Here is a 25945-nt window from a genome sequence, read left to right on the forward strand (position 1 = left end):
ATAAAAAAGTTTTGGAGGGCACAATGAAAAGTACCGGACTTATTGTTGAATATAATCCGTTTCACAACGGACATTTTTTTCATGTAGAGGAAGCTAGAAAACGCACAAATGCCGATGTAGTGATTGCCGTCATGAGTGGGAATTTTCTACAGCGAGGAGAACCGGCAATTATTTCTAAATGGGCAAGAGCAAAAATGGCTTTGCTAGCTGGTGTAGACATTGTTGTTGAACTTCCATATGCGTTTGCCGTTCAACATGCTGAAATATTTGCCTACGGTTCGATAACTATTTTACATGCTTTAAAATGCAATTATTTTTGTTTCGGAAGCGAATCAGGAGATATTAACGAATTTTCTTCTGCAATTGATTTAATAGAAAATTACCATATGGAATATGAAACATCCGTTAAGGAATTAATGAAAACCGGAGTTAGTTATCCAACTGCCTTGTCACAAAGTTTTAAAAAGATATTTACAGATCATAAAAATCCCATAGATCTTTCAAAACCAAATAATATTCTCGGCTTTCACTATATGCAAACAAACAATACATTTCAATCACCAATGCAAGCAGTTACGATTAAGCGGAAAAATGCAAATTATCATGACGAAGAATTTGCATCGTCAACGATTGCAAGTGCAACCTCTATTCGTAAAGCGACATTTGAATCAAATCAATCAATTAACGGCATTGAGCAATATGTACCTAAAACTACATCAAATGTACTTCAAGATTATTATAATGGCTACCAAACATTCCACAATTGGGAATTATATTGGCCATTTCTTCAATATCGACTACTTTCCATTGAAGAGACAGATTTAGCAAATATATATGAAATTGAAGAAGGAATCGAACACCGATTAAAAAGACACGCAAAAGATGCAGTTAGCTTTCATGATTTTATGCAAAGGGTAAAGACAAAAAGATATACATGGACAAGAATTCAAAGAATGTGTGTACATATTTTAACTAACACGAAAAAAAATGAAATGTTTCGACATCATAAACATGTCGAATATATTCGTCTATTAGGCATGACGGAAAATGGGAGAAAGTATTTAAATCAAATCAAAAAAGATATAGATGTTCCGCTAATTTCAAAAGTTTCTTCTATTCCAAACGAATTAATCGAACTTGATATTCGAGCGTCAAATGTTTATTCACAAGGATTACAAGAACCATTTAAACAAAAACTATTTAAAGCTGAATATGCGCAGCCACCCCTTTATATTCATAATAATTAAATAGAAATCACAAAAACCGCTTTCTCAAAAAAATAAGCGGTTTTTGTTTTAGGTTATTTTAATGCTTTAAGATAAGCCAAGGCATCATCAAATGTTTTGACCGGAACGATTTTCATTTTTGTTCCAATTTCTTTGGCTGCCTTTAAGGCTTCTTTATAATTAGATTCAATAGTTGGATATTCTTTTTTCATTTCTGGTGTTATTTCATCATCTGGAGCGAAAAATATTTTTGCCCCTTCTTTATCTGCAGCTACTACTTTTTTATCAATTCCTCCAATTCTGCCAACTACACCATCAGGCTCAATGGTGCCCGTACCTGCAATACTATACCCTTTTGTTATATCTTCTTTTGTCAACTGATTATAGATTTCTAAACTGAACATTAACCCCGCTGACGGACCACCGATACTTTCCGTATTCATTTTTACTACTGGATTTGCAATTAGTTCACGATCATCAACTAAACCAATCCCCATGCCAATTTTACCATTAGCATCGTCAAATTTTGCTAGTTGGATGTTGGCGGTTTTTTCTTTGTTGTCTCTTACAAATGTTATTTTTATTTGATCGGCAACCTTTTTTTGCTGAACATATTGAATGAATTTCTCCGACGATTCAAAAGTATGTCCATCCACCTTAATTATTCTGTCACCAGCTTTTAAAACTTTTGATGCAGGCATATCCGAGTACACATCTAGTACGTATACACCCTTATAATTAAAACGATACGATTTATTTGCTTTTTTGTAAGCAACTTGAATAGCATTGTTTTTGGAAGACTCCATTAAATATAATTGATAAACATTATATTCCTCTTCTGTTTGTTTCTCATCTCTAACCTCATTCAGAGGGACAATTTCTTCAAATTTCTTTACTTTTGCTAATGCATAATCATAAATATTTGCTCTTCCCATACGAACCGTAGTTAGCATCAATTTCCCCTTATCATGATAGCCGTTTTCGACATGAACATACGAATCCAATTCATGTGCCATACCTGGTTTCTCTACATAATATGGTAATCGATAAAAGAAGAGTGCAATCATTATTACTAAAAAAAGCATTAAAATACGGGTCCAAATCTTACGTTTCATCTTTATTTCTCACCTTCCATTCTCCAATCATCTGTTTGATTGCTGGAATATATTTTTTTGTTTCCTCTTCTCCTATCTTAATGATTTCTTCAATATTTGTAAAAGCTCTTGAACTATAAAGTGAAACATCCGGTTGAATAAAAAAATCTGATAATGTTTCATAATTTGTCGTATTTTCCATTTGTAATATATCAATACTTTGCATAATAACATCATAAATATTTGTGATTTCTGCATTTCTTTTTACAAATGAAACATCTACCCCGATGATTATATCTGAACCCATATCTTTAGCAACGGATACTGGCACCCGATCAATGACTCCTCCATCTACTAGCAGTCTATCATTTATTTTTTCCGGAACAAAAATTCCCGGTATCGAGATACTAGCACGAACGGCCTCAGCGACTGATCCTGTTTTAAATATTACTTTTTCACCTTTGATTAAATCGGTCGCTACCACTTGAACAGGAGTCTTTAAATCTTCTAAATTTTTGTTATGTGTAAAGAGTGTTAAAAATTCCTTCACACGTTTTCCAGCAATAAACCCCATTTTGGGAATCGTAAAGTCCAAGTAAAATTTTCTTTTAAAAACTGTAGCAAATTTTATGAGTTGGTCCATATTATGTCCTACACCATAAAATGCAGCAACTAATGCTCCCATACTGCAACCTGCAAGGTAATCAATTGAAATATTATTTTCCTCTAACGTTTTCAATACACCTAAATGGGCAAATCCACGTGCACCTCCAGATCCTAAGGCAACTCCGATTTTTGGGTTACTCAACACATATCACCCCATACAATAGTTAATGAAAATTTTATATTTACAAACATCATATGGTCTAATTTATTTCTCTATGAGTATATTGATTTATATGGGGACAAGTATATTTTTATGGATTCATATGAATAATTAGGGAGGAACATAACTTGATTCAATCAAAACTTAAAACAATTTTTTTAGCCCTAGGCGCAACATTAATAGCTGTTTCTATGATAATCCTTCCTGTGGAAACTTTTGAAGCATCTAAAAGAGGATTAAATATATGGTGGGGGACGGTCTTTCCATCCCTTTTTCCGTTTTTTGTTATTTCCGAATTACTAATTGGATTTGGAGTAGTGAAATTTATCGGGATTATTTTAGAACCGTTGATGAGGCCTTTATTTCGCGTTCCGGGAGTTGGCGGATTTGCATGGGCAATGGGAATGGCTTCAGGAAATCCCGCAGGTGCCAAAATTACTGCGAGATTAAGGGAAGAAAAGCAAATATCAAAAATTGAAGCGGAAAGACTCGTCTCATTTACTAATTATTCTAGTCCTCTTTTTATCTTTGTAGCAGTATCAGTTGGTTTTTTTCATAATAAAGGTTTGGGGATTCTTTTTGCCATTGCACATTATTTAGGAAATATTCTCGTAGGATTAATTATGCGATTTTACGGTTACTCAAAAAAAGAAAAATTAGAAGTTAAAAATAAAAAATTCCGTGTTTGGGAGGCTGTCCGTGCTTTACATAGAACGCGTATTGAGGATAAAAGACCTATCGGAAAACTTTTAGGTGATGCGGTTGTTTCTTCGATACATACATTACTTATGATTGGTGGATTTATCATTTTATTTTCAGTCATTAACCGTTTACTTTTTCATTTACAAATTACAGCACTTTTAGCAAGTGTAATTAAAGAATTTTTTGCTACTTTACACTTTCCAAAGCAACTAACAATCCCATTTATTTCGGGATTATTTGAAATTACAATTGGCAGCGATTTAGTTAGCCGCGTAAAAGAATCAACATTACTTCAGCAATCCATCCTTACAAGTTTTATACTTGGTTTTGGCGGCTTTAGTATACAAGCCCAAGTAGCCAGTATACTTGCTCAAACAGATATTCGTTTTAAACCATTTTTTATCGCTAGAATTCTTCATGGATTGTTCGCAGCGATTATCACTTTACTCATTTGGGGACCTATTTTCGGAAAACATCATGAAACGAATAAACTTCCAATTTCTTTACCAGTATTTCTACAAGATTCTCATAGCTTTCTTGATAAATTATCTCAATGGGGAATCGAATATGGCCCAATTATTACAATTTGTTCTTTACTTCTTTATATTTTCATTTATTCAAAAAGGAATGTTTATAGAAAATAGGAGGAAGTCCCTCCTATTTTCAATTGGTATTTTTGTATTTAACTTTTAATGCTTTTTCAACTTGTGGGGGAACTAATTCAGATATCGCCCCTTTATATTTTGCAGCTTCTTTTACAATACTTGAACTTAAAAAAGAATACTGATTATTTGTCATGATAAAAAACGTTTCAATTTCCTCATTAAGGACTCTATTCATTGAAGTAATTTGCATTTCATATTCAAAATCAGATACTGCTCGTAAACCACGAATAATTGCATTAGCATTTACACTCTTTGCATAATCGACAAGTAATCCTTGAAACATATCGACAGTAACATTGGGAATAACTTTCGTTACTTCCTCAATTAATTGAACCCTTTCGTCCACAGTAAATAATGGATTCTTTGACGAGTTGTTTAAGATCACAACATACACTTTATCAAATACCTTTGCTGCTCTTTTGATAATATCTAAATGTCCGTACGTAATCGGATCAAAACTCCCTGGACATACCGCTATACTACCCATCCTGCAATCCCCCTAATTACCCATACTATAAATTGAAATACCAATAATGCCGTAAACGGCTTCTTTTGTTTTCACTAGTTCACCTACAACATTTGGCAACTGTATATCTGAGCTGCACTCACAGACAACGAAACCGCTTTCAGTTAATAATTTTCCATCACTAATTGATTGCAAAAGTGACACAAGTTTTTGCTTTTTATATGGTGGGTCAAGAAAAATGACATCCAATTTAATATCTCTTTTAATAATTGCTTTTAAAGCTCGTTCTGAATCATTACGATAAAGCTCACTCTGCTGTTCAAAACCACATTCACTTATGTTAGTTTTTATTGTTTGGAATGCATTCATATCTCGATCAACAAAGATTACTTTTTCAAGTCCTCTGCTAAGTCCTTCAATTCCCAATCCACCACTGCCAGCAAATAAATCTAGGCCTGTCCCTGTTGTAAAATAAGGACCAATCATATTAAAGATTGCTTCTTTTACTTTATCTGTTGTTGGCCTCGTTTGATTTCCTGGTACAGATTTTAATATTTTTCCTTTTTTACTGCCTGATATCACTCTCATCTGCTTCACCACATAGTTCTTAAATTTTCCTTATTATCCTACCACATTGTATGAATAGGGAAAAGTGAAAGATGATATTTATCTATTTGAAAAACTAAATGTATAATTCTGGTGATGATGGTGATACTTTTATTAGCAACATCATTTAACGATGTTGTTGCCAACCGCGGAGAAGACTTACGTTTCCCCATAAGTTCTTCCTCCGGTTTCTCCTCTCCCTTTGCCTTCTGTCCTTTTACATAGGATATAGAAGGACCCTGCAGATATTTGCAGGGTTTTTTATTTTATAACATTGTTTTGAATCGTTGATTAAACGCTCTAGTCTTTAATTAATTGAAATTTGTTTATCATTTACATCTACTTTTATATGGAAGAGCTGATGTAGCCAATTCATATCGATATATGATTCTCCGTTAATATGGATAAAAGGATTTGCAAGTAATCCATATTTTTCACCATTATAAGTAAATATTTTTTCTCCAAAATAAAATGTAAAGTGATTATTATTATTTTTTAATTGGACGTATTGATTTTTATTTTCCGATTCAACTTTATAGCCCAGTGATTCTGCAATATCATTGAATAATAAGAAGTTTTTCCCGTTGAATGTATATACATGTAAATTTTTTATGTCTTTTCCTCGAACGACTATTTTCCGTCGGTCAAACAGAACGAATGATTTATTCGGTGAAGATAATCGTTTATTCTCCTTAAAAAAGTTTGTACCTAGTCCTGTCGCCTTTATTATTAATTGATCTAGTTTACCGCTGCTTAACTTTATTTCATTCATATTTAAGATCAAATTAGTAAATGAATGAAAATGATCCTTACTTAATTTACCTTTTAGTTCTGAATACATAAATTGTGCCTTTTTCGTTCCTATTGCTTTATCTATAACAATCGATGCGATGAAATCCTTCATCCACTCTTCCTCTTTAGGAAACGTGGAGTTATGATTAATGGCATCCATAACTACTTGTTCTTCTATGCCTTTACTCTTTACATTATTTGCAATTAATAATGAAGATAAAAATGTTTGCTGATAATCATTAGTTAAAACAATTACCATTTTATATTTTGCTTTTATTTTTTCTAGAGTGTTAAGTTTCAAGTTTGCGAGATTCATAGATCTTTGATAATAAATCGTTAACCAATTATTTACGTTCTTTTTGAGCAACTTTTTTTCATGCCAAAAAAGACTGGGTGCTTGTCCATTTATATCAAATACAAAATAATTTATATATTTTTTTTTCTTTACCGCTGTCTTTTCTGCAGCTGCAATCCACATTCCGTGTCTAAATTGTTTTTCTATTAATTGAATTTTACTAGCGGCTACTTTTTGATCCTTTAGCTGTGCAACCCAATTTTTTAATAATAAGGCAGAGCCATTTGAATTCATATTAATTCTATATTTTAAAACGATTTTTCCAGAATTTATTTTCATATTCGTTTTTTCTTCATTCGTCCACTGGCATTGCCTGTTGTCATTTAAACATTCATGTTTTTTTGCATTTTGCGGCCAATCAATTGTATAATTCCCGCTACTAACGGATGAGATTATTTGCTTAACATAAAATTGATTCTTGTGATGTTCAATAATAATATCTTGTTTTATTGTGTTAATCTTCTTTTGGTTCGACTTGGCGGAAAAAACATCCCATTGAAAATAAAGTAAAAAACTTATAATCAGTAATAGGATGGGAATTAAATAGAGTAAATTTCTTTTTCGAAGCATTTCTTTTCTCCTTTGAATATGATATCGTTCATTAGAATATAACCTAATAACCGGATATCTCCTCAATTGAATAATTCAATGATACATTAATTGGAGGTACTTTATCTAGGTAAAAAATTTTTGAAGAAATTAAGAAAAGTGAGGAACTTGATATGTTACAGCGTTTCATAGAACTTGGTGAAGGATATTCAGATTTATATGAGCTAATTGAATTAGCTAAAGCAAATAAACATCGATTAGCCCATTTAATCGCACTGCATACGACGCATAGTCAAAAACAATTGACTTCACTGTGTGTTGTCTTACAACCAACCAATCCAGGTGATTTTCAAGCAATTTATATTTGCCGTGAAGGAATACCAAACCCTCATTCAATACCGAACCAAAGATTCGATTTATTTAATCAGCTTGCTAAAAGTTTAGAAAAGCAAATAATAGAATTTGATGTAAAGCATTCCAAAGAATTTGCAGAAAATGAACTGTACTTCCAATATTTAATCGGAATATTAAGACTGAATCACTATATTCCACCATTAAGATAAAAAACCTCCGTTATGGAGGTTTTTTGATAGACGAATTCTCTTTTTTATAATCCTACTTTATAGTCATACTCTTTTGCTTTGTCAGGCTTAGAATTTTCATATTCAGTTTTCAAAAATGGCTTCCATGAAGGTTCAACTTTGCGAACAAATGGCATGGATGAGAATTTTTCTTGTAGATCATTAATTTCAGTTTGATCACAGTAGAGTACAACGTATTTCATTCTTTTAGAAACATAATGAACGTTTCCAAACCGTCTTAGAGTTTTTGCGTGTTTTAAGTTATAGAGCCAAATAATTAAGCTTTGTCTTTCATTAAACATATAGTTTTCCCCTTAATTCTACATTCACATTATTTTAGCATATCCGATAAATGATAATCAATGTCAGAAAATTATTTTTTTATTAAAGGTTTAAAAAAAAGGAATACAACATAGTATTCCTTTTAAAACAAATGTTCTATTATGCAGAACAGCTACAGCCCCCACCGGAACCGCATCCTCCAGAGCACGAACTATTTTCAGCAAAAAAAGGATTTCCTGTTGGGACTTTTATATGTTGGGAAACTGATTTTCCAACGATAACACTTACATGATCAAGAATATCTTGTAAAGCATTTTCTGCTTTGCGAAATCTAGCAACATTTTCATCCATGTCCATTTCACGCTTTGCTTGCCGTGTACGGATGTTGATTGATTTGTAATCAGGATGATATCTACCAAAACGTTGTACATCTTCGTAAAGGTCCTTCATCTTGTTAAATTCTTTAATCTTTTCTTGCGATTGTGAATCGTTATATAATTTAATATATGATTTTCTATATTCATCAGCAGCTTCAGATTGTAAAATCATTTTTGCCAAATCCTCTGCTTCAGTTATAATTTGAAGTCGTTCAATAGTTGCAAGCAATAAGCCCACCTCCAACTTTATTTTACCATGTTTTCAGTGAGCATGCGAATGATTGATATTATAAGATAGTTACATAAAAATCTTTAGTTAGCCCGTGACTTTTATTGTTTAATTTTACTACATCAATTTTCACATGATGTACGCCTTTGGATAAATTCTTCATAACAAAAGCAGCTGTATAATACTCCCCTTTCAATTGTCCGTCAACGTAAACAATGATTTTTCCACGTTCTATTTTTTTATTTGTCCCCGAAAAAGATACATTTGGTACAAAGCATTCGACAAATATATCCTTACCATGGACAATATGACGAATAGAAGCATTTTTTGATTTGTCCATCTGATTTGTTTTGCTATTTTCTGATGCCTCAACATTGAATGTTTCCGGTTTTGGTATATTTTGTTTGCATCCACTCATAATTATTAAAAAAAGAGCTAAGTAAATTAAACCTCTCATAATAATCACTCCTTGTCTTTAGCTTCTACAGAACAAGAAGTTTTTACACAAAAAAAAGATACATTTCCGCATTAAAATGTACCTTTTCACCGCGAGTCATTTAGAGTATAAACCTTGAAGCATATTCATCATCATTGATGCCATTTGAAGATTATTGTTTATTTTTTCAACTCTTTGTGGGATTGTTTTTTCAAAATAATGCAAAGAGGCAATTTCAAATTTTTCAATTTCCTCAGGGTGGCGACTTAATTTTCGATACCACATAGGCTGTCTTCTTAATAATTGTTTAAGTTCATTTTTTGAATAAATATATTCGATTATATCTTGTCGCAAACTAATTCCTCCTTCTTAATCTTTTCGGAATGAAAAAGGATTCCTTTGTTCATTTGTTGGTGCAGTTGATTGCTTCTCCCCTTGAAATTGTGCCAGCACTCCTTGTACAGACGCAATGACTTGACTCAAGTTATTGAGATGGTATTGCATTTGATTGGCATCTACCTTTTGAATGATACTTCCAATCTGTTTCATCCATTTCCCATCCGTTTCAGTCTTCTCATTACTTTCTAACGGTGTATCTATGTCACCTTCATCGTTATTTCTGTACTTTTCCCAAAATGGGTCTTCTTCCCCTAGTAAGTACCAATCTTCATAAAAGGACTGTAGTGTATTTGAACCATTTTTCACTTCGGAAATTAGTTTAGGATGTTCCTTAACGAACACTTTAAATTGTTCAACTGTTGGGTGAAGTTTTTTATTCCCCATTATCATTCACCTCATATAGTGTAAAACTTTAATCTATAGTTATATTCTATAGATGGTTATTTTTAATCTTTGTATTTACAATGCCTATAATAATTTATGTAAGGTTCGCGAAAAGGTGAGAACGTTTTAAAGAAACAAAAAAAGCCTTTAAAAACTAAGGCTCTTTTGTTTTGTCATCGTTTGAATTACTTCCACGTTTCCTCAATGAAATTTTGGGTATAATATTTTTGATATACACCAACACCTAGATGCGTAAACTTAGGTTCCAATAACGCCTTCCTATGTCCTTCTGAATTTAACCAGCCCTCTACTGCAGAAGGGGCGTCCATATATCGTGCTGCGATATTTTCACCTGCCAATTGAAAAAAAACATGGGCGGTTTGAAGTCGTTTTTCTAAATTGCCGAATTTCGGAGATTCATGGGAAAAGTAATCTTCAACTGCCATATCTTTACTATGGTTATAGGCTACTTCTGCTGTTTTTTGATCCCAAAGCAATTTATTTAGGTCAAACCTTTTGCGTATGATATTCGTTAAATCAAATATTTGTTTTTCACTGCCTACTTCAATCGCTCTCCAACGAGATTCAACGATTGGTGCGGGATCAATTAATCTTCCCCGATAACTCATCTCATATGGACGCTGCTTAATAAGTGTCTCTTTATCCATAAATCGCACACTCGATAAAGTCCCTTTAAATTTATCGAATGAAAGCTGAGCATAGATTGAACCTAATGGTACGAGAGGTCTCATATTTAAATCTTCTTCCGACAATTCAAACCGGTATGTTCCTTTATCGTATTGCACTGTAATATCAGTATCTAAAAGTAACTTTTGATAGATATCTTGAATTTCTTCGTTAATTTTGAATGGGCTTATATTTGTTTTATTTCCAATGGCATAAATTGTTACAACCGTTCCTTTATAAACTCCAACCTGAAAATAATTGTCTTCATTATTATATATCCACCATTCATAGTCATATGCTGAAGGATCGATTCTGTTTGGTTTACCAAATTTTTTTTCTAATTTACTTGCCGGTTCTCCAATAAAAATAGATATTCCTTTATTTGGCCTTTTATACGGTTCCTTATCAACCTTTTTCTTAAGGGTTTTGTCATTATCAGACATAGGTGTTTCTTTATTGCCTGTCCCATTTAAAATATTATTTTCATTCTCAGGTTTTAAATGAAAATATAAACTGATAATAAATATGATAATTAATACGATAATCACTTTGAAAACTGTACGCAGATCCTTTCCTCCTTCCAATAAATAATTTGTATAGTAAAGGTAAGATTTTTTAAAATATTTAATATGCTCTATATTATTATACATATTATATCATTTAAACATTATGTGTTTGAAGTAAAACAATTGGTTCTTTTCATAAACTTCTCTACGATTTGAAAAATATCAGTTATGGAATTCATGATAATGGTAATCGAGGTGCATAATATGTATATAGATATTCAAGTAGTAATACTACCGATTATTCACAATGTATTCATTGCAAGAATTGGCTTTTTAGACTATTATAAGACATGTGGGAAATTGTGTATGTACTTATAATTTGTTCTTGGAAGTATGAGGAGGGAATAATGATATGAATTTTGAAAATATCGGCATTCAAGCATTTAAAGCGGATTTAAACAGATTAGATGATGTAATGAAGAAATACGGTATGGTTCGTGCGGAACAATGGGATTACGAACGTGCATCATATGACCGTAAATTTATTATTAAAGAAGGTACATATTATCTTCGTGTCCAAGCTTATGCAGTTGAAGGCGATGTAGATACATTCGATGCATTAATGCAATTAATGACACCTATTTTGGGTAAACATTATTATCCACACGGTGTTGAGTATGGTGATGATGAAGTTTATCCTACACATTTAGTAAAGCAATGTGAGCAAATTCTTACAAACTTGAAAAAAGAAATTGAAGCTTTTGCTGAATAATCATACAAAAAACAGTGCAGATTCCTGCACTGTTTTTAATTTAAGTTCCTAATATAGCTTTTATGACAGAAGTCGTTTCTCCTCCATGATAAAATACATATAGAAGAAAATACACGACAACGCCAGTTATTCCAGTAAAGAACCAAATAATACTTGTAATTGGACCAAGTTTGCGGTGAAATGATAATCGATTTTTGTAACCTGTCCACAAAGAAATGATTCCAAACACAGCCCCAATTGTTGCTAATGTAATATGGAAGATTAAAAAAATTGTATAGTATATTTTTATACTATCCGGGCCACCAAATGAAGTATTTCCAATAAATATCGTTCTTGATGCATAAATGATAAAAAATATAACCGCAAAGATGGCAGCTAGTGTCATCATTTTTTTATGCTGATCGATTTTTTTCCTGCGAATTAAGTTCCAACCAATAGCGACAAAAATAGCACTGATTACTATGCATGATGTACTAATTGTTGGTAATATAGGAATTGTCATATTTTCTCCTCACATTTTCATGTTATATGTATAGATAGAGTATATCCTCTATCCTATTTCTACATTATTCAGTCGGTTGTGGATGTTGTGACATCATTAAATTTTTTGTCATTTCCTCTGCTTCTTGCTGATCCTTTTTGAACCATTTATAGAATATACTTGCTAGTACGATTCCATAAATAACTTCCTGAACTAGTTTCATAATAATTGCGCCAAGTTGTTGATCTTCTACTACTGGAAGTTTTGAAAATAACTCTGGTCCGCTTAAGTTAAGGCCAGCTAACGTATCTGTTGGAACACATAACGCCATTGCTTGGAGCCAAAGAGCACCGTTAGAATAGGTCTCATATAATGGTTTTCCAGCAAAGATTAATATCCCACATGCTGGAGTAAGCAATATTGCGCTTGAAAATAAATACCCAACACGTTTTAAGCCGTTTAATTGCTTTTGACCAGGTAATGTATTTATTAATGGCCACCACATAAACAAGGCAAGCAAAAATAGCGACATAGTATATGCACTGTGTGCTGTCTCACTCATTTTTATCTTATCAAATATGAATGGAATATGATAAAACGAAAAAGCCACATTAAATAGAATAACTGCTAGAACTGGATTTGTAAAAAATCGAAAAATCGTTTTTATTACTGGAAGCCTTAAAAATGCTTCCCAAAGCCAATTCGGGATACTTAGCATGAGTAAAGGTGTCATGATCATTAATAAAATTGACATTTGAACCATGTGATAAGTAAACATAATGTGGGCCAAAAGATCAATTGGTGAACCTTTTACCAGGTAGAGCAAAAGCATTGAAATAATGAAATAAATCGCTTGTTTTCGTTTTAACGGTTCACTATTTTTAAAATCTTTTCTCCACTTTGTTGTAATTAAAAAGTATAAAACTGACATAAATAGAATCGTTATAATAAAAAACGGACTCCATAATGCTTGGAAACCAAATATGCTTAAAGGCATTGCCTTCACCTCTTTTTATATTTTGTACAAGTCTACCATCTTTACGTTGTACAAGTAAATGTTGATTCCTCACTTTTCATTATACTTTTGTAAAAACGAATCTTCAATGTTCCATGTTGACAATCTATTGACAGTTTACACATGAGATATATTTCTTCAAAAAAATCCAGTCTTTCGACTGGATTTTTTCTTACCACCATACAATTGTAAAGAATGTTAACAATGTTAAAAATCCGACTAAAGCTCCTGAGAAAAGGAAGAGCTGTGGAGCTTCATGTCCTTTATGGCTCATATGCATAAAATAATATAACTGGAATATTACTTGCACAACTGCCATTAAAAGAATGACCGGAATCGTAAACCATTTTGATAAGTCAGCTGCAACCGCACCGAAAGCTATGAGAGTTAATAAAATCATCAAGACAAATGAAACAACTTGATATTTCATTTCCTCCGCGCTTTTTCTACGACGATAATCATAGTCTACTCTTGGGTTGCCGGTATTTATTTGTTCGTTTGTCATATTCTTATCCCACCATTCCCATTAAGTATACGACTGTGAAGATGAACACCCATACAACGTCAATGAAATGCCAATAAAGACTTGCAACATAAAATTTAGGAGCGTTGTATAGATCCAAACCACGACCTGCATTACGAATCATTAGTGACAAGATCCAACATAATCCAAAAGCAACGTGGGCACCATGGAAACCAACCAAAGTATAGAAGGCTGAACCAAATGCACTGCTAGTAAATGTATGATGGAAGTGATTTACGTAATGATTAAATTCATAAATTTCCGTACCAAGGAATGCAGCACCTAATAGTACAGTTACTAATAACCAAGCTTGCATTTTTTTAAATGCAAAGTTTTTCATGTGATACATTGCATATACACTAGTAATTGAACTTGTCAATAACAGCATCGTTGCAATAAATGATAATGGTAATTCAAATAGGTCTTTTGCATGCGCCATTGATGGGTCAGGCACTTTATCCTTTAAAGCAATATATGTTGCAAATAGGGAGGCGAATAACACCGTTTCGCCGCCAAGGAATAACCAGAAACCTAAAAATTTGTTCTTCCCTTCGAGGGTTGCCTTTTCAGGTGCTTCAGGCCATGTTTTTGGTGTAAACTTCTCTTCAACATGCATTTACGCCTTAACCCCCTTATCGTTATCATCTTCAATTAGTTCTTCTTTATGAATATGGAAACCATGATCATCTTTAAGAGAACGTATTAACATAGATCCTAATGCAATCGCTAATCCAATAATTAACACAGGAATTCCCCAAGTATTTCCTTCATCTCCGTGATACATTGCGCCAAATGCTGCAATAAATAATCCTAATGAAATGAATACTGGCAAAATTGATCCATTTGGCATATGGATGTCACCAAGTGGTTCTGCTGGTGTTAATTCTTTTTTACCTTCCATTTTTTCAATCCACCAAGTGTCAATACCACGAACTAATGGAAGTTGTTTAAAGTTATAGAAAGGCGGTGGTGATGGGATTGCCCATTCAAGCGTACGTCCATCTCCCCAAGGGTCATTTCCAACTCTTTTGTTACGAACAGATGTCACAACAATATTAATTAACATGACAATAACACCGAATGCCATAAACGCTGCACCGATTGAGCTTACTAAGTTACCAGTTTCAAGCCCTTGATTTGGAAGGAACTTCCAAATACGACGTGGCATACCCATTAGACCTAAGAAATGTTGAATAAAGAATGTTAAATGGAAACCAATTAGGAATGTCCAGAAAGTGATTTTTCCTAATGTTTCATTTAGCATTGTTCCAAACATTTTTGGCCAATAGAATTGAGTTCCGGCTAATAATGCGAATACTACACCACCAACAATTACATAGTGGAAGTGAGCTACTACGAAATAAGTATCATGATATTGATAATCCGCTGGCGCAGCTGCAAGCATTACACCTGTTACCCCACCCATTAAGAATGAAGGAATGAATGCTGCTGCCCATAACATTGGCGTTGTAAATTTAATATTACCGCCCCACATTGTTAATAGCCAGTTGAATATTTTCATACCCGTTGGAATAGCGATCGTCATTGTTGCAACCGCAAAGATTGCATTTGCAATATTACCTAGACCAACTGTAAACATATGGTGAGCCCAAACCATGAAACCAAGGAATCCGATCAAGACTGTCGCAAACACCATTGATGAATAACCGAACAATCTTTTTCTTGAGAATACTGCAAAGATTTCCGAGAAAATACCGAATGCAGGTAAGATCAAGATATAAACTTCTGGGTGTCCGAAAATCCAGAATAAATGTTCCCAAATAATTGTATTACCGCCGCCGGCAACTTCAAAGAACTGAGCGCCAAACATACGGTCAAATGTTAACATGAACATCCCTACTGTTAGTGGAGGGAAGGCAAATAAAATTAATGCAGATGTTACAAAAGTTGTCCAAGTAAACATTGGCATACGCATATATGTCATACCTGGCGCACGCATATTAATAATGGTAACTAAGAAGTTAATTCCACCCATTAATGTACCAAAACCTGTGATCTGTAAACCTAATGCGTAGAAATCCACCCCATGTCCCGGTGATGCCAATGACAATGAAGCATATGAAGTCCAACCTGCATCAGGAGCGCCACCTAAGAACCATGATAAGTTAATGAATACTCCCCCAAAGAAAAACAACCAAAATCCTAGTGAGTTAACAAATGGGAACGCAACATCGCGTGCACCGATTTGTAACGGCATGACCGCATTCATAAATGCGAATACAAGTGGCATTGCCGCCAAGAATATCATGGTTGTACCATGCATTGTGAGAACTTCGTTATAAAGACCAGCGCTGACAAAGTTACTATCAGGAAGTGCAAGCTGGATACGAATGATCATTGCTTCAATACCACCGATTAAAAAGAACAATCCCCCTGCAATTAAATAAAGAATTGCGATCTTTTTATGGTCTACTGTTGTTAAATAGTCCCATATGGTAGCACCAAAGCCTTTTTTCTGAGCTTTACTACTCACAGTTAAACCTCCCTTTATGCCTTAATAACCAATTATTGTTGTACTTTTAATCCCATTAAATATTCAGCTAATGCATCTAAATCTTGATCAGACAAGTTTTTAAATGCAGGCATTTTATTTCCTGGTTTATAAGCTTGTGGATCTTTAACCCATTTTTTTATATTTTCTTTATTATGATCTAAGATACCTGCTACACGTTCACGTTCACCAAAATCAGTTAAGTTTGGTGCTCTACGTGCTGCTTCAGGTGTTGAATTATCCGGTGAAACCGCATGACAGCTAATACAAGCTACATCTTTACTCTTAAAGATTTCTTCTCCACGTACGGCTAAGTCAGTGGTCGGTTTTACGCCCTCTTTTCCAACACTTTTCATATCCTTAACCCATTGTGTAAAGTCATCTTGTGACATCGGTTTAACTTTAAAATCCATTAAAGCATGTGACGGTCCGCAAAGTTCAGCACATTTTCCATAAAATACGTCGCCAGCTTCTTTTGCTTTTTGACTATCAAATTTCAGCCAAAATTTATTGACATTATCGACATTCGTATCGATTTTCCCACCAACAGAAGGAATCCAGAATGAATGCTTAACATCGGATGATTTTAAAGAAAAATACACTTTTTGATCAGTAGGAACGACTAAATCTTGACTTGTAACAATTCCTAAGCCAGGATATTCGAATTCCCACCAGTATAGATTCGAGCGAACGTTGACAACCAGCTCTTTTGGCTTACCATCTTTGTCCTTTTTCTCCATTGCAGCCGTATCACCTAAATTGAATGTAGCTGCAACTACTGGTATTGCAAGAACAAGTAATAGAATAATCGGAATAACTGTCCAAATAATTTCAAGAACATGATTTCCTTCCACTTGTTTTGGTATCATGTTTTCTTTTGCTTTTGTCCGGCGGAAGCGAATTATTGCAACAACGAAAATAACTACTACTACAGCAATTACAATTACCATAATGCCAGTACTCAACAACATTAAATCAAATTGCTTTTGAGCTACTTCACCCGCTGGCTTTAGTGTTGATAAGAATGGCTCACCACCACAGCCGGAAAGAGCTAGCGCTAATACAGCAAATACTGAGACTAGACGCCATTTTTTCAGCCATTGTTTCATAGCTTAATCAAACCCCACTTTCATTTTATGTCTTTAGTTAACAAGGACTGTAATATATATGGATTTCTTTAAAAAAGAAAGAATTCCCAAAGTTAAATAACGGTAAAGATTACCATTGCAACAAACAAAATTGTTAGATAATTTAATGAATACACAAACATCATTCTAGCCCATTTTATATCATCTTTCATTTTAAAACCATAAATCCCCATTACTAACCAGCCTATATTAAATAGAGTAGCAATAATAAAGAATGTTATGCCTAATGGTAGAAGAAAAAATGGCAATGGCAGTAAACAGGCCACCCATATTACGATATGACGTTTAGTCACTTCAAACCCTTTTACTACTGGTAACATTGGAATATTTGCTGCACGGTATTCCTCACAACGCTTCATTGCCAAAGCATAAAAATGAGGCGGCTGCCAAATAAACATCATCAAAAAGAGAACCCATGCAATCGTATCTAAATTTGGATCTACAGCTGCCCAACCAATTAAAGGTGGAACTGCACCTGATATACTGCCAACAATCGTATTACTTACATATAAACGTTTAGACCACATAGAATACAAAACAACATAACTGAAAATACCAATAATACCAATTATCCCTGCTGTGATTGATGTCATAAATAAAAGGACTGTTCCAAGTGTAATAAAAGAAAATCCAATCGTTAATACTTTAGCACCGCTCATTTTGCCTGTTACCGTCGGTCTTGATTTCGTCCTACTCATAATAGGATCAATATCACGGTCAATGAAATTATTAATACTGCATGAACCTGCGATAATTAAAGCTGACCCAAGTAAAGTAAGAATGACAATATGTATTGACTCCAAAAAATGTTGATTAGTAAATACTAATGCCAGCCACAGACCAGTAAAAGTAGTTATTAGATTTGAATTAACGATGCCTATTTTAATTAAAGATAAAAAATCTTTAATCGCCGTTGTTTCCGGAATGTTTGTTTTTTCAATATCTATCACTCGACTATTTGACATTCGCTCCCCCCCTCGTTTGAAATAAACAACATATATAATATTACTATAAAACAAATTTTACCGTTTTTCTATAATCCAGCGAATTTTCGCTAATTGTTCACTTTTACCCTTATTATGTACCTTGTTTTATTATATATGTCATTCTTCTAGTTTCAGTTTACCACAATCTCCGAAAAATAGACTTTTAATATAGGCAGAAGAGATTTTTTCTCCATCAATTCCATATTAAAACATATCTTTATTATTTTTTGTGAATAATTTTCGACGGTTTTATGTCTATTTTGTGTCGTGAATTATTCATATACTAGAACCGATCTCATTTTCTATAAGATTTTTTAATTCAGGATTAGCCAAATTTGTTACATTATTAAAATGATGAATGAATTGTAACATTTTATCGGTTGTCTTTTTTAAGGCTTTTAGGTACTATCATTAAGTGTATTAGATTAATTCATATCGGTTGGACATCATACTTTATTATGATCTTTTGGTCATATGAAATATTAGGTAAGTAGGTGAAAAAATTGCGTCGAGGATTAAAATGGTTAGCAATCTTAACGACGCTAGGAATGCTTTTCGTCTTGATCGGTGGAGCATTAGTTACAAAAACCGATTCCGGTATGGGATGCGGGAGATCTTGGCCACTTTGTCATGGTCAACTCTTACCAAGCCACATAACGATGAAGACTTTAATTGAATTAGCACATCGCTTTGTATCAGGTGGTGTAGGAATTCTATTACTAATTTTATCGGTTTGGTCATGGAAAGCTATCGGCCACAAGCGCGAAACAAAATTTCTAGTGATTTTATCTTTATTCTTTTTAATATTACAAGCACTTATTGGGGCAGCCGCAGTTGTTTGGGGACAATCTAGTTTTGTGTTAGCATTGCATTTTGGTATATCACTTATTTCATTTGCTTCGGTGTTCCTGTTAACATTATTAATATTTGAAGTGGATCAAAAATTTGATGCCTCAAAAGTTGTTTTTGATAAGCGAATGAAGTTTCATATTATCGGGGTTACAATTTATAGTTATATTGTCGTTTACACAGGTGCCCTTGTTCGTCATACACTCTCAAGTTTAGCGTGCAGGGACTGGCCATTTTGCTTAAACGATTCGATCTCCCTTCCAACAAACATGTACCAATGGGTTCAAATGGGACATCGTTTTGCTGCAGGTATTATTTTTCTTTGGATCGCATATATAACATATTTAAGCTTTAAAAATTACAGAAATCAGCCTGTTATCTATAAAGGTTGGTTCATAGCCTTTATTCTTGTCTGCTTACAAGTAATTGCAGGAGCTCTTATTATCGTTACAAGATTAAACCTATATATCGCACTTGCACATGCATTATTTATCTCCTGCCTTTTTGGCTTGCTAAGTTATTATCTATTATTGATCGGTAGAAGTAATAAAAATATGGAATAACTAGAAAAAATATAAAAAATAAAACACGTACAGACAACTGTACGTGTTTTATTTTTTATATTTTTTCTAGTTCTATTAAAAGATCATTTGGACTAATGGATTCCCCGTTTTGGACAAATATCTCTTTGACCACTCCGGAGAATGGCGCTTGGACAGTTGTTTCCATTTTCATCGCTTCGGTAATCATGAGGTGATCACCAGCATTGACTCTATCTCCTTTACTAACCATCACTTTAATAACCGTCCCTGGCATAGTTGCCCCGATTTGTTGTTCATTTTTCGGGTCAGCTTTTACCTTATTTGCTACAGTTGATTTTATACTTTCATCTTTAATTATTATTTCACGTGGCTGGCCATTTAACTCAAAATACATAATTCTCGTTCCATCTCTTCTAGGTTGTCCGATTGAAACTAATTGAACAAAAAGTGTTTTTCCTTTTTCTATTTCTACCTCAATTTCCTCGCCCAGTCTCATACCATACAGGAATGTTGGTGTATCAATGACGGAAACATCACCAAATAGTTCAACGGTTTTCACATAATCTAAAAATACTTTAGGATATAAAGCGTAAGAAATCGTTTCGTGGTCATTAACTTCCCTGCCTATTTCTTTAGACAATGTGTCTTTAAGACTGGAAAGATCAACACTCTCCATTAATTCTCCTGGACGAATGCTAATTGGATTTCTATCCTTTAAAATCACTTTTTGTAGCTCTTTTGGAAATCCACCGACTGGTTGCCCTAAATATCCTTGAAACAATTCCACAACTGAATCTGGAAAGTCTATTTTTAATCCACGTGTATAGACATCTTCTTCAGTTAGATTATTTTGCACCATAAATAAAGCCATATCTCCAACTACTTTTGAAGAAGGGGTTACCTTTACTATATCCCCAAACATACGGTTTACAATTTGGTACATTTCTTCCACTTCATCCCAACGCTCTCCAAGCCCTACTGCTTTCGCCTGTTGCATGAGATTGCTATATTGTCCACCCGGCATTTCATGTCGGTACACTTCTGTGTGTGGTGAATTCATTCCACTTTCAAAGTCACTATAATATTTTCTTACGTCTTCCCAATAATTTGTAAGCTTTTCCGCGGCATCAATATTTATTTTCGGTTTTCTTTCTGTTCCTTCCAATGCATAATATAATCCATTTAAACTGGGCTGTGATGTTAAGCCCGCCATTGAATTTAGTGCTACATCTACAATATCCACACCCGCATCAATGGCTTTCGCATATGTGTAAAGTCCATTCCCACTTGTATCATGTGTATGCAAATGAATTGGAATATCTATTGTTTCTTTTAATTCAGATATAAGTTGATAAGCTGCTTGTGGTTTTAATAGACCAGCCATGTCTTTAATAGCAAGAATATGTGCTCCTTGATTTTCTAACTCTTTTGCCAAGTTTTTATAGTATTGAATATTATATTTAGTTCTTATAGGGTCATTGATGTCACCAGTGTAGCAAATTGCTGCTTCGGCAATTTTTCCGGTTTGTCTAACAGCATCAATGGCAACTTCCATTCCTTTTATCCAATTCAAACTATCAAATATTCTAAAAACATCAATTCCCGCATCTGCAGACAGTTTGGCAAATTCGCGAATAATATTATCCGGGTAATTTTTATACCCTACCGCATTTGAACCTCTAAAAAGCATTTGAAAAAGAACATTTGGAACCCTTTCTCTTAATTCCTTCAAACGCTGCCATGGGTCTTCCTTTAAAAATCGATATGCCACATCGAATGTAGCTCCTCCCCACATTTCTAAAGAAAATAGTTCTGGAAGTAATTTAGAAGTCGGTTCGGCGATTTTTCTAATATCCTGTGTTCTTACACGTGTTGCGAGTAATGATTGGTGGGCATCACGAAATGTTGTATCAGTCAATAATACTTCTTTTTGCGATTTAATCCACTTTACTAATCCATCAGCGCCATCACGGTCCAGTATTTGTTTTGTACCAGGAGCTGATTCTTCCACGAGACTAACTTTTGGTACTCTGTTTTTGGGATATAATGGCTTTTCTTTATGCTCAATTCCCGGAAATCCATTAATCGTAACATTGCTAATATAAGAAAGCATTTTCGTTCCGCGGTCACGGCTGGCAGGAAAGTCAAAAAGTTCCGGAGTTGAGTCAATAAAAGAAGTGTCATACTCACCCGTAATAAAATTTTCATGTTTCACTACATTAATAAGGAAAGGTATATTTGTTTTTATTCCCCTAATTCTAAATTCCTTCAGATTTCGTACCATTTTTGCTACCGCTTTTTCAAATGATGGAGCTGATGTAGATAATTTTACTAATAGGGAATCATAAAATGGTGTAATAACTGCTCCTTGGAAGCCATTTCCTGCATCAAGTCGTACACCAAAACCACCACCGGAACGGTAAGCCATAATTTTCCCGGTATCAGGCATGAAATGATTTAATGGATCTTCAGTTGTTACCCTAGATTGAATAGCAAAGCCATTGATCGTGATTTTATCCTGTTCCGGAATACTCACAATTTCGCTATGTAATTGATGGCCTTCCGCAATTAAAATTTGAGACTGAACAATATCAATGCCAGTGATCATTTCCGTGATTGTGTGTTCTACTTGGACACGTGGATTAACTTCAATAAAATAAAATTCATTGTCCGCTACTAAAAATTCCACCGTACCAGCATTCACATAATTGACGTTTTTCATTAAATTAACTGCTGCTTGGCAAATATCCTTTCGCAACTCTTCAGTAAGCGATACACATGGTGCTACCTCAACTACTTTTTGGTGGCGTCTTTGAACAGAACAATCCCTTTCAAATAAGTGAACTATATTACCTTTTGAATCACCTAATATTTGAACTTCAATATGTTTAGGATTTTTAATAAATTTTTCTACATAAACCTCATCATTTCCAAATGCGGCTTTTGCTTCTGACTTAGCGCGATTAAATGCTTCAGTCACTTCCTCGGCATGATTAACAATCCTCATCCCACGACCGCCACCGCCTAATGATGCTTTAATGATAAATGGATATCCATGATGCTGACCGAATTTTTGTACTTCTTCAAGAGAAGAGACTGGACCGTTACTACCTGGAATAACTGGAATATTGGCAAGAATCGCTTGCTCCTTCGCTTTAACCTTATCACCAAACATATCTAAGTGATTTGTATTTGGACCAATAAAAGTTATTCCCTCTTCTACACAACGTTTTGCAAATTGAATGTTTTCAGAAAGAAATCCATACCCCGGGTGGATGGCATCTACATTTGAACTTTTCGCAATTTCAATAATTCCTTCAATATCTAAATAGGCATCTATTGGTTTTTTCCCTTCACCAACTAAATATGCTTCGTCCGCTTTGTAACGATGATAAGATCCCGAGTCTTCTTTAGAATAAATGGCTACCGTCCGAATATTTAATTCTGTACACGCTCGAAAAACTCGAATCGCTATTTCTCCTCTGTTCGCTACCAATACCTTTTCAATTTTTTTCATACAGTATGTCTCCCCTTTGCATGATCTTCGATGGATTAGTAATTGTAAATTAATGTACCTTAAATCCACGATTATTAAATTTCGAATTTACAAAAGTAGTAGTCTCTTCTTTTTTCTTATACTTATCTTCATACTTTACAAACATTGATACATTGACTAACACACCTAATGAAGCTGATAAAAGAAGCAGTGAAGAACCGCCATAACTAATCAATGGTAATGGAACCCCTGTAATGGGTATTAATCCCGACACCCCTCCTAAATTAATAAAGGTTTGAATACCAATCATACTTGAGATTCCGATTGATAGTAGACTTCCAAATGGATCTCTGCATTTTACCCCTATATATATTCCTCTTAAAACGAGGTAGGATAAACCAATAATGACAAAACCCACGCCAAAAATTCCTAGCTCTTCCGCAATGATAGCCATAATAAAATCAGTATGTGGCTCGGGAAGATATCCAAGCTTTTGAACGCTTTGTCCAAGACCTAACCCCTTCACACCACCAGACCCTAAGGCCAAGTATGAATTGTATAATTGAAACCCTTCATCTGCTTGACTTTTGAAAGGGTCCATATAACCCGTAATCCGTGCCATTTTATTTTTTGTAAATATTTCATCCTTTTTTAATAAAAATACGGGAGAAAGGAGTAAGACAACAATTAATCCCAAACTTAAAAGTTTCATCATCGTCTTCATTTTCATTCCCGAACAAAGCAAAATCGTTAGTCCTATTGCAAAAATTATGGAGGCAGTACCAAAATCAGGCTCAATCGCTATCAAGAAACAAACAAAGATTAAAAATAATAAAGGTGGAATGACTCCTTTATTAAATTGATCAATATAAGACTGCTTTTTCGCATAAACTGCAGATAGGTATATGATTACACTTAACTTTACAAACTCTGATGGCTGAATCATGCTTGTCCCGATTTTAAACCAGCTTTGAGCATTATTTGAGTTATGACCAAACAGGCGAATCCCGATAAGAGCTGCAACAGATATAAGCATAATCGTTCCAAGAAACTTATTGCTTTTATATATTTTATATGGAAAAAAAGCGGTAATGATAAAAGCAATTAGTGACAATATGAAACTTTTTAATTGTTTCATATAAAAGAAATCGCTGCTATAACCGTATTTTTGTACAGCAACCACCATGCTTGCACTGTATATCATGACTAATCCAAATAAACATAAAAGTATGTACACGATGACAAGTGAATAGTCATAAGACTTTAAGATTTTTTTTAACATAATAACCTTCCAATCCTTTAGTCTATTAAAAGATATTCTTCAATAATTTTTTATTTCCTGCTTATCAAAAGAAATTTAAAAAAAGTATACAGAAAAAATAACTCTTTACTCCTATTTTACAAAAAAACTCAAACAATTTCTGTGAACTGTTTGAGTTTTTTAATTATGATTTTTTTGTGGATGCTTCATGTAAGGCAGTAAGTTCTCGTTCTAATGAATCGAGTAGTTCCTTACCATCCTTCTCTTCCACCAAGCCTAGTCTGACTGCAAAATCTATTTCACGGGATAGGCCAAACATTTGTGTATCCAATACTTCTTCATATAATGGACATTGGGGCATCGTTAAATTATCCATTTGGACTTTAATTAAGCGCAAAATTTTCTCTGCGTCCACCCTTAAAAGAGAATAGGCTTTTTCCCGGTGATCCATTTTAATTTCAGACGCCATATAGATCCCCCCAATTTACGAACAAATAGACAATCTTATCTAAAAATTTTACTCTGAAAATAAGCAAAATGCAAGGATTAAGAGTATTAATTTTCATACCTTTATTTTCTCATATAATTTTGTTTTAGGAAACTTTTTTCATTATGAAAACGTTAGGAAAATGTGACAAGTTCATTTTTTCAGAGTATACTTTTACTATGTAAGGAGGCAAAATAGATGATTATTCCAATTAAAGGAAATATTAAATTTCCAATTACTTTAGATGCCGGGACTTGGATATTTGATGACCGTAAATTAGACTTAACTACATATTTTGATAATAAGAATACGGGTATTGACGAGGATGAAGAATATACAAAAAGTGTTGGTAAATTTTTTGATCGTGAAATTAAAGAAGGCGCTATTTCACCTCCAACACTAAAATCTGAAAAGAGATTTTTGAAAGAAAGACTTTTAACTGGTACATTCGGCATTAAATTTGAACCTTTTTTAAAAAATGCTGAACCTCTCGAAAGTGCTACTACACTTATAATTGAAACAAACGATGAAGAGGTACGAATCCCTATCAGTGAAGCATATGACCTTATTATTGCTTTTTCAAAAGAAGGGAAAGCTCTAAAAGAGGATGGACCAGTGCATATTTTATTTGAAGACGGTTCTAATAAAGATCAACCAATAAAATATGTCAAAGGTTTTCGCGTAGAGTAATCTTTAATATGTTATTGCAGC

The 25945-nt window shown here is 33.8% G+C and carries 28 protein-coding genes; 6 read left to right on the forward strand and 22 right to left on the reverse strand.

The window, feature by feature from the left end; genetic code table 11:
• The first annotated feature begins 23 nt into the window (after positions 1-23).
• Positions 24-1247, forward strand: coding sequence for a nucleotidyltransferase (locus I5776_RS13290; RefSeq protein WP_202776877.1), 1224 nt, complete (start codon positions 24-26; stop codon positions 1245-1247).
• Between the two features lie 53 nt (positions 1248-1300).
• On the opposite strand, the gene I5776_RS13295 is transcribed toward I5776_RS13290, so the two are convergent.
• Both I5776_RS13295 and I5776_RS13300 read right to left on the reverse strand, forming a co-directional pair.
• Positions 1301-2341, reverse strand: coding sequence for a SepM family pheromone-processing serine protease (locus I5776_RS13295; protein ID WP_202776878.1), 1041 nt, complete (start codon positions 2339-2341; stop codon positions 1301-1303).
• Entirely contained in the window at positions 2331-3128 is a 798-nt protein-coding gene (locus I5776_RS13300) for a patatin-like phospholipase family protein (protein WP_202776879.1), read from the reverse strand. The genes I5776_RS13295 and I5776_RS13300 overlap by 11 nt, the downstream gene beginning before the upstream one ends.
• 146 nt (positions 3129-3274) lie before the next feature.
• Between I5776_RS13300 and ylbJ the strand changes: the two genes are divergently transcribed.
• Positions 3275-4492 (forward strand): sporulation integral membrane protein YlbJ, encoded by a 1218-nt coding sequence (ylbJ, locus tag I5776_RS13305; protein WP_202776880.1) that lies wholly within the window; start codon positions 3275-3277, stop codon positions 4490-4492.
• A gap of 19 nt (positions 4493-4511) precedes the next feature.
• Here the strand turns inward: ylbJ and coaD are convergent, their stop codons facing one another.
• The 4 genes from coaD to I5776_RS13325 all read right to left on the reverse strand — a co-directional run bounded on the left by coaD (position 4512) and on the right by I5776_RS13325 (position 7302).
• The gene (gene coaD / locus I5776_RS13310; RefSeq protein ID WP_202776881.1) at positions 4512-5000 is read right to left on the reverse strand and encodes a pantetheine-phosphate adenylyltransferase; all 489 of its coding nucleotides are present in this window, start codon (positions 4998-5000) and stop codon (positions 4512-4514) included.
• 12 nt (positions 5001-5012) lie between these two features.
• Positions 5013-5567, reverse strand: coding sequence for a 16S rRNA (guanine(966)-N(2))-methyltransferase RsmD (gene rsmD, locus I5776_RS13315; protein ID WP_202776882.1), 555 nt, complete (start codon positions 5565-5567; stop codon positions 5013-5015).
• Between the two features lie 38 nt (positions 5568-5605).
• A complete protein-coding gene (locus I5776_RS13320; protein WP_202776883.1) occupies positions 5606-5758 on the reverse strand; it encodes a hypothetical protein in 153 nt (50 codons plus the stop codon).
• A gap of 134 nt (positions 5759-5892) precedes the next feature.
• Positions 5893-7302 carry a stalk domain-containing protein gene (locus I5776_RS13325; RefSeq protein WP_202776884.1) on the reverse strand — a complete coding sequence of 470 codons (1410 nt, stop codon included), beginning with the start codon at positions 7300-7302 and terminating at the stop codon, positions 5893-5895.
• A gap of 152 nt (positions 7303-7454) precedes the next feature.
• On the opposite strand from I5776_RS13325, the gene I5776_RS13330 reads away from it, so the two are divergent.
• Positions 7455-7844, forward strand: a complete 390-nt coding sequence (locus I5776_RS13330) for a DUF7147 family protein (RefSeq protein ID WP_202776885.1) — start codon at positions 7455-7457, stop codon at positions 7842-7844.
• Positions 7845-7888: 44 nt separating this feature from the next.
• On the opposite strand, the gene I5776_RS13335 is transcribed toward I5776_RS13330, so the two are convergent.
• From I5776_RS13335 to I5776_RS13360, 6 genes are all read right to left on the reverse strand, one after another.
• The gene (locus I5776_RS13335; protein WP_202776886.1) at positions 7889-8164 is read right to left on the reverse strand and encodes a YlbG family protein; all 276 of its coding nucleotides are present in this window, start codon (positions 8162-8164) and stop codon (positions 7889-7891) included.
• A gap of 139 nt (positions 8165-8303) precedes the next feature.
• The gene (locus I5776_RS13340) at positions 8304-8750 is read right to left on the reverse strand and encodes a YlbF/YmcA family competence regulator (RefSeq protein ID WP_202776887.1); all 447 of its coding nucleotides are present in this window, start codon (positions 8748-8750) and stop codon (positions 8304-8306) included.
• Positions 8751-8808: 58 nt separating this feature from the next.
• Positions 8809-9207, reverse strand: coding sequence for a hypothetical protein (locus I5776_RS13345; protein ID WP_202776888.1), 399 nt, complete (start codon positions 9205-9207; stop codon positions 8809-8811).
• A gap of 96 nt (positions 9208-9303) precedes the next feature.
• Positions 9304-9540, reverse strand: coding sequence for a YlbE-like family protein (locus I5776_RS13350; RefSeq protein ID WP_202776889.1), 237 nt, complete (start codon positions 9538-9540; stop codon positions 9304-9306).
• A gap of 15 nt (positions 9541-9555) precedes the next feature.
• Positions 9556-9969, reverse strand: coding sequence for a YlbD family protein (locus tag I5776_RS13355; RefSeq protein WP_202776890.1), 414 nt, complete (start codon positions 9967-9969; stop codon positions 9556-9558).
• Positions 9970-10154: 185 nt separating this feature from the next.
• A complete protein-coding gene (locus tag I5776_RS13360; RefSeq protein ID WP_425490384.1) occupies positions 10155-11222 on the reverse strand; it encodes a CAP domain-containing protein in 1068 nt (355 codons plus the stop codon).
• 352 nt (positions 11223-11574) lie between these two features.
• Between I5776_RS13360 and I5776_RS13365 the strand changes: the two genes are divergently transcribed.
• The gene (locus tag I5776_RS13365) at positions 11575-11934 is read left to right on the forward strand and encodes a YugN family protein (protein ID WP_202776892.1); all 360 of its coding nucleotides are present in this window, start codon (positions 11575-11577) and stop codon (positions 11932-11934) included.
• 40 nt (positions 11935-11974) lie between these two features.
• Here the strand turns inward: I5776_RS13365 and I5776_RS13370 are convergent, their stop codons facing one another.
• The 7 genes from I5776_RS13370 to cyoE form a co-directional block, all read right to left on the reverse strand.
• Positions 11975-12436 (reverse strand): DUF420 domain-containing protein, encoded by a 462-nt coding sequence (locus I5776_RS13370; protein ID WP_202776893.1) that lies wholly within the window; start codon positions 12434-12436, stop codon positions 11975-11977.
• Between the two features lie 64 nt (positions 12437-12500).
• Positions 12501-13412, reverse strand: coding sequence for a cytochrome c oxidase assembly factor CtaG (gene ctaG / locus I5776_RS13375; RefSeq protein ID WP_202776894.1), 912 nt, complete (start codon positions 13410-13412; stop codon positions 12501-12503).
• A 190-nt stretch (positions 13413-13602) separates the two neighbouring features.
• The gene (ctaF, locus tag I5776_RS13380; RefSeq protein WP_202776895.1) at positions 13603-13935 is read right to left on the reverse strand and encodes a cytochrome c oxidase subunit IVB; all 333 of its coding nucleotides are present in this window, start codon (positions 13933-13935) and stop codon (positions 13603-13605) included.
• Between the two features lie 4 nt (positions 13936-13939).
• Entirely contained in the window at positions 13940-14569 is a 630-nt protein-coding gene (locus tag I5776_RS13385) for a cytochrome (ubi)quinol oxidase subunit III (RefSeq protein ID WP_202776896.1), read from the reverse strand.
• Positions 14570-16447 (reverse strand): cytochrome c oxidase subunit I, encoded by a 1878-nt coding sequence (ctaD, locus tag I5776_RS13390; RefSeq protein WP_202776897.1) that lies wholly within the window; start codon positions 16445-16447, stop codon positions 14570-14572.
• Positions 16448-16479: 32 nt separating this feature from the next.
• Complete coding sequence (gene coxB, locus I5776_RS13395; RefSeq protein ID WP_202776898.1) at positions 16480-17574, reverse strand: cytochrome c oxidase subunit II; 1095 nt, start codon at positions 17572-17574, stop codon at positions 16480-16482.
• Between the two features lie 92 nt (positions 17575-17666).
• A complete protein-coding gene (gene cyoE, locus I5776_RS13400; RefSeq protein WP_202776899.1) occupies positions 17667-18578 on the reverse strand; it encodes a heme o synthase in 912 nt (303 codons plus the stop codon).
• A 524-nt stretch (positions 18579-19102) separates the two neighbouring features.
• Between cyoE and I5776_RS13405 the strand changes: the two genes are divergently transcribed.
• Entirely contained in the window at positions 19103-20011 is a 909-nt protein-coding gene (locus I5776_RS13405) for a COX15/CtaA family protein (RefSeq protein WP_202776900.1), read from the forward strand.
• A gap of 55 nt (positions 20012-20066) precedes the next feature.
• Here the strand turns inward: I5776_RS13405 and pyc are convergent, their stop codons facing one another.
• From pyc to I5776_RS13420, 3 genes are all read right to left on the reverse strand, one after another.
• On the reverse strand, positions 20067-23507 hold the full coding sequence (pyc, locus tag I5776_RS13410; protein WP_202776901.1) for a pyruvate carboxylase: 3441 nt from the start codon (positions 23505-23507) through the stop codon (positions 20067-20069).
• Positions 23508-23556: 49 nt separating this feature from the next.
• Positions 23557-24768 (reverse strand): FtsW/RodA/SpoVE family cell cycle protein, encoded by a 1212-nt coding sequence (locus tag I5776_RS13415; RefSeq protein WP_202776902.1) that lies wholly within the window; start codon positions 24766-24768, stop codon positions 23557-23559.
• 163 nt (positions 24769-24931) lie between these two features.
• Positions 24932-25216, reverse strand: coding sequence for an Fpa/YlaN family protein (locus I5776_RS13420; protein ID WP_066232108.1), 285 nt, complete (start codon positions 25214-25216; stop codon positions 24932-24934).
• A gap of 216 nt (positions 25217-25432) precedes the next feature.
• Here I5776_RS13420 and I5776_RS13425 point away from each other — a divergent pair, with 216 nt between their 5' ends.
• Positions 25433-25924 (forward strand): peptidyl-prolyl cis-trans isomerase, encoded by a 492-nt coding sequence (locus I5776_RS13425; RefSeq protein ID WP_202776903.1) that lies wholly within the window; start codon positions 25433-25435, stop codon positions 25922-25924.
• Positions 25925-25945: the final 21 nt, after the last annotated feature.

Source organism: Heyndrickxia vini, from assembly GCF_016772275.1.
Lineage (GTDB): Bacteria > Bacillota > Bacilli > Bacillales > Bacillaceae_C > Heyndrickxia > Heyndrickxia vini.

Excerpts from the sequence above, each read along its gene's own strand:
- I5776_RS13335 (WP_202776886.1), bottom strand. The coding sequence starts at position 8,164 with ATGTTTAATGAAAGACAAAGCTTAATTATTTGGCTCTATAACTTAAAA.
- I5776_RS13425 (WP_202776903.1), top strand. The coding sequence starts at position 25,433 with ATGATTATTCCAATTAAAGGAAATATTAAATTTCCAATTACTTTAGAT.
- I5776_RS13290 (WP_202776877.1), top strand. The coding sequence starts at position 24 with ATGAAAAGTACCGGACTTATTGTTGAATATAATCCGTTTCACAACGGA.
- I5776_RS13365 (WP_202776892.1), top strand. The coding sequence starts at position 11,575 with ATGAATTTTGAAAATATCGGCATTCAAGCATTTAAAGCGGATTTAAAC.
- I5776_RS13370 (WP_202776893.1), bottom strand. The coding sequence starts at position 12,436 with ATGACAATTCCTATATTACCAACAATTAGTACATCATGCATAGTAATC.
- rsmD (WP_202776882.1), bottom strand. The coding sequence starts at position 5,567 with ATGAGAGTGATATCAGGCAGTAAAAAAGGAAAAATATTAAAATCTGTA.
- coxB (WP_202776898.1), bottom strand. The coding sequence starts at position 17,574 with ATGAAACAATGGCTGAAAAAATGGCGTCTAGTCTCAGTATTTGCTGTA.
- I5776_RS13415 (WP_202776902.1), bottom strand. The coding sequence starts at position 24,768 with ATGTTAAAAAAAATCTTAAAGTCTTATGACTATTCACTTGTCATCGTG.
- I5776_RS13420 (WP_066232108.1), bottom strand. The coding sequence starts at position 25,216 with ATGGCGTCTGAAATTAAAATGGATCACCGGGAAAAAGCCTATTCTCTT.
- I5776_RS13355 (WP_202776890.1), bottom strand. The coding sequence starts at position 9,969 with ATGGGGAATAAAAAACTTCACCCAACAGTTGAACAATTTAAAGTGTTC.
- pyc (WP_202776901.1), bottom strand. The coding sequence starts at position 23,507 with ATGAAAAAAATTGAAAAGGTATTGGTAGCGAACAGAGGAGAAATAGCG.
- coaD (WP_202776881.1), bottom strand. The coding sequence starts at position 5,000 with ATGGGTAGTATAGCGGTATGTCCAGGGAGTTTTGATCCGATTACGTAC.
- I5776_RS13295 (WP_202776878.1), bottom strand. The coding sequence starts at position 2,341 with ATGAAACGTAAGATTTGGACCCGTATTTTAATGCTTTTTTTAGTAATA.
- I5776_RS13330 (WP_202776885.1), top strand. The coding sequence starts at position 7,455 with ATGTTACAGCGTTTCATAGAACTTGGTGAAGGATATTCAGATTTATAT.
- I5776_RS13325 (WP_202776884.1), bottom strand. The coding sequence starts at position 7,302 with ATGCTTCGAAAAAGAAATTTACTCTATTTAATTCCCATCCTATTACTG.
- I5776_RS13345 (WP_202776888.1), bottom strand. The coding sequence starts at position 9,207 with ATGAGAGGTTTAATTTACTTAGCTCTTTTTTTAATAATTATGAGTGGA.
- I5776_RS13385 (WP_202776896.1), bottom strand. The coding sequence starts at position 14,569 with ATGCATGTTGAAGAGAAGTTTACACCAAAAACATGGCCTGAAGCACCT.
- ctaF (WP_202776895.1), bottom strand. The coding sequence starts at position 13,935 with ATGACAAACGAACAAATAAATACCGGCAACCCAAGAGTAGACTATGAT.
- ctaG (WP_202776894.1), bottom strand. The coding sequence starts at position 13,412 with ATGCCTTTAAGCATATTTGGTTTCCAAGCATTATGGAGTCCGTTTTTT.
- cyoE (WP_202776899.1), bottom strand. The coding sequence starts at position 18,578 with ATGTCAAATAGTCGAGTGATAGATATTGAAAAAACAAACATTCCGGAA.
- I5776_RS13320 (WP_202776883.1), bottom strand. The coding sequence starts at position 5,758 with ATGGGGAAACGTAAGTCTTCTCCGCGGTTGGCAACAACATCGTTAAAT.